This is a genomic window from Streptomyces sp. HSW2009, from assembly GCF_040240285.1.
Lineage (GTDB): Bacteria > Actinomycetota > Actinomycetes > Streptomycetales > Streptomycetaceae > Streptomyces.
The window spans coordinates 1-3,253 of sequence record NZ_JBEHZD010000724.1; the positions used below are offsets into that span (position 1 = coordinate 1).

At 74.1% G+C, this 3,253-nt stretch carries 4 protein-coding genes; all 4 read right to left on the reverse strand.

Annotation, left to right across the window (positions count from 1 at the left end; all coding sequences use genetic code 11):
* Positions 1-192: 192 nt before the first annotated feature.
* A complete protein-coding gene (locus AAHZ94_RS31325; RefSeq protein WP_502964839.1) occupies positions 193-1,080 on the reverse strand; it encodes a DUF3159 domain-containing protein in 888 nt (295 codons plus the stop codon).
* Between the two features lie 3 nt (positions 1,081-1,083).
* Entirely contained in the window at positions 1,084-1,482 is a 399-nt protein-coding gene (locus tag AAHZ94_RS31330) for an OB-fold nucleic acid binding domain-containing protein (RefSeq protein WP_349997097.1), read from the reverse strand.
* Between the two features lie 33 nt (positions 1,483-1,515).
* The gene (locus AAHZ94_RS31335) at positions 1,516-2,232 is read right to left on the reverse strand and encodes a response regulator (RefSeq protein ID WP_349997098.1); all 717 of its coding nucleotides are present in this window, start codon (positions 2,230-2,232) and stop codon (positions 1,516-1,518) included.
* A gap of 55 nt (positions 2,233-2,287) precedes the next feature.
* A partial coding sequence (locus AAHZ94_RS31340) for a sensor histidine kinase (protein ID WP_349997099.1) occupies positions 2,288-3,253 on the reverse strand: 966 nt, incomplete at its 5' end.

A 3,253-nucleotide genomic window follows, 5' to 3' on the forward strand; every position in this document is an offset into this window, starting at 1 on the left:
CGGGCGCCGGGCCCCCGCCGGGGGGGGGGGGGGGGGGGGGGGGCCCCCCCCGGCGGGGGGGGGCGGGGGGGGGGCGCCCCGCCCCCCGGCCGCCTTCGTCGTGTCATGCGGCGGCCACCGCCCGCGGCGAGCGGCCCGGGCCCGACCCACCGGCCGGACAACCCGTCGCCCGGCCGGACGGCCCCGTACCCGCTAGCGCGTCGAGCCGTCCCGGCCCGCTCGGTCCGGGTCTGTGGACAGCCGCTCCAGGACCGCGTCGGTGGTCTGTGCGCGCACGCCGTCCACCACCGCGTCCTGCACCGCGCGCTCCTGCTCGGCCCGCTCGGCCGCGGCCTCCTCGGCCTCCATCTCGGCGATCACATCGATCGGCGGCGGCGCCTTGGCCAGGAAGATCCAGGTCAGGTAGACGCACAGCAGGAAGGGCGGGATGCCGAGGGCGACCTTGACCCAGCCGAGCTGGGTGGCGTCGCCCCACCAGTACAGCGGGAAGAGGATCGCCGACTTGGCCAGCAGAATCAGGCCCCAGGCCCAGGTGGCCTTGGTGTACGCGCGCATCCGGCCGGGGTTGCGGGTGCGCCAGGAGAGGTTCTCCTTCAGCATCGGCCCGAGCAACACACCGATCAGCGGGAACCTGAAGATCGCGGAGACCACGTACACGATGGCGAGGCCCAGCGTGTACAGCATCCCCGGCAGGTAGAAGTTCTTCGCGTCGCCGGACATCATCGCGAAGACGGCGCCGAAGGCGACCCCGAAGACGCCGCTGAAGGCGTGCTTGAGGGTCTCCTTGCGGGCCAGCCTGGCCACCGCGAGCAGCACCGTCAGGGCTAGTGCGGCGAGCGCGGCGACGTGGATGTCCCGCTTGATCGTGTAGATGAGGACGAAGACCAGGCCGGGCACGGTGGTGTCCACCATGCCGCGCACCCCGCCGAACGCCTCAAGGAGCGCCGTGTCGGCCGCCGCCCTGCTCTGTGCGGCATCCGCCTCGGCGTCGGTACCGACCGGCGGGGCGGCGTCCGCCCCGCGGGTGGCCCTGCCGGGCGGTCCGGACCCGTCGGAGGCCCACTTGTCGTCAGACGTCACCCGCTACTCCTGTCCGAGCGGTCGGAGTTCGTACTTGGGGTTGAACAGCACGCGGCGGCCGTGGCTCACCGATATCCGGCCCGAGGCGATCAGCCGCCGGCCCGGTTCGATGCCGACGATCGAGCGCCGGCCGAGCCAGACCACGTCCAGCGCGGCCGACCCGTCGAACAGCTCGGCCTCCAGCGCGGGCACGCCCGCGCGGGGCCGGAGCGTGACGGTCCGCAGCGTACCGGCGACCTTGACGATCTGACGGTCGCCGCAGTCGCCGATCTTGACGCACCCGGCGTTCTCGGCGTCCTGCCGCAGCTCCGCGGAGTGCAGGTCGTCCTGCGACGTCGACAGCCGGTCGAGCAGCCGGCGCAGCGGGCCTGCCGGCTTCCCGGGGCGGGATGGGGCACTCATACGGCCCAGGGTACCCGTGGCCCGCCGTGCCACTCACTGCTCGAAGCGGTAGCCCATACCCGGCTCGGTGACGAAGTGCCGCGGGTGCGAGGGGTCGCGCTCCAGCTTGCGGCGCAGTTGGGCCATGTAGACGCGGAGGTAGTTGGTCTCGGTGCCGTAGGAGGGGCCCCAGACCTCCTGGAGGAGCTGCTTCTGGCTGACCAGCCGGCCCGCGTTGCGGACCAGGACTTCGAGGAGGTGCCACTCGGTGGGGGTGAGCCGGACGTCGGCGCCGTCCCGGTGGGCCTTCTTCGCCGCCAGGTCGACGGAGAAGCTGTCGGTCTCCACCAGGACCGCGCCCTCGCTCTGGCCGACCGGTTCGGCCCGGCGCACCGCGGCCCGCAGCCGGGCCAGCAGTTCGTCCATGCCGAACGGCTTGGTGACGTAGTCGTCGGCGCCCGCGTCCAGCGCCTCCACCTTCTCGTCCGAGGTCTGCCGCGCGGAGAGCACCAGGATCGGCACCCGGGTCCAGCCGCGCAGCCCCTTGATCACCTCGACGCCGTCCATGTCGGGCAGTCCGAGGTCGAGGACGATGACGTCGGGGTGGCGGGCGGCGGCGAGGCGGAGCGCGGTCGCGCCGTCGGGGGCCGAGTCGACCTCGTACTTGCGCGCCTTGAGGTTGATCACCAGGGCGCGCACGATCTGCGGCTCGTCGTCGACCACGAGCACCCGCCCGGGGGTCCGGGGGGGGCCCCCGGAAGAGCTCAGCATGGTGACTGCCTTTCCTGCCGAGTACGTACCGGCGTACGTACGGTACGAGAGCTGGTCATGTGATGGCCTGGGCCGGGAGGTCGGGGACGGTCTGGGAGCGGCCGGCCGCCGCGCGCAGCGTGAGGACCATCGTCATGCCGCCGCCCGGGGTGTCCTCGGCGGTCAGCGTGCCGCCCATGGCCTCGGCGAAGCCGCGGGCGACGGCGAGACCGAGGCCCACGCCGGCGCCGCGCGGGGCGTCCCCGTACCGCTGGAACGGTTCGAAGATGCGGTCCTTGTCGCTGTCGGGGACGCCCGGACCGCGGTCGGCGACGCGCACCTCGACCCGGCTGCCGAGCGCGCTCGCGGCGACCAGCACGGGCCGGCCCTGCGGGCTGTACTTGACGGCGTTCTCGACGATGTTGGCGACGCTGCGCTCCAGCAGCCCAGGGTCGACGGCGACCATCGGCAGCTCCTCGGGCACGTCGAGGGTGACGCTGCCCTCGGGGACGCCGCCGAGCGCCATCGGCACCACCTCGTCCAGGTCGATCTCGCGGATCAGCGGGGTGACGGTGCCCGTCTGGAGGCGGGACATGTCGAGCAGGTTGCCGACCAGGTGGTCGAGCCGGTCGGCACCGTCCTCGATGCCTTCGAGCAGTTCCGCCTCGTCCTCCGCCGACCAGGCCACGTCGTCCGAGCGCAGCGAGGTCACCGCGGCCTTGATGCCGGCCAGCGGGGTGCGCAGGTCGTGGCTGACGGCGGCCAGCAGGGCGGTGCGGATGCGGTTGCCCTCGGCGAGTTGGCGGGCCTGTTCGGCCTCGCCGACCAGCCGTTGCCGGTCGAGCACCACGGCGGCCTGGGCGGCGAACGCGGCCAGCACCCGGCGGTCCTCGGCGGGCAGCACCCGGCCGTTGAGGGCCAGGGCGAGGTGGTCGCCGACGGGCATGTCCACGTCGGCGTCCTCGGGGCGCAGGGGCATCGTGGGGTTGCTGGCGGGGGCGCCCGCGGGGGCTGCCCGGGCGGCGGGGGCGGGCCCGCCCCC

Bases quoted from the DNA above. Each gene is read 5' to 3' on its own strand.
- AAHZ94_RS31330 (WP_349997097.1), bottom strand. From the start codon at position 1,482: ATGAGTGCCCCATCCCGCCCCGGGAAGCCGGCAGGCCCGCTGCGCCGG.
- AAHZ94_RS31335 (WP_349997098.1), bottom strand. From the start codon at position 2,232: ATGCTGAGCTCTTCCGGGGGCCCCCCCCGGACCCCCGGGCGGGTGCTC.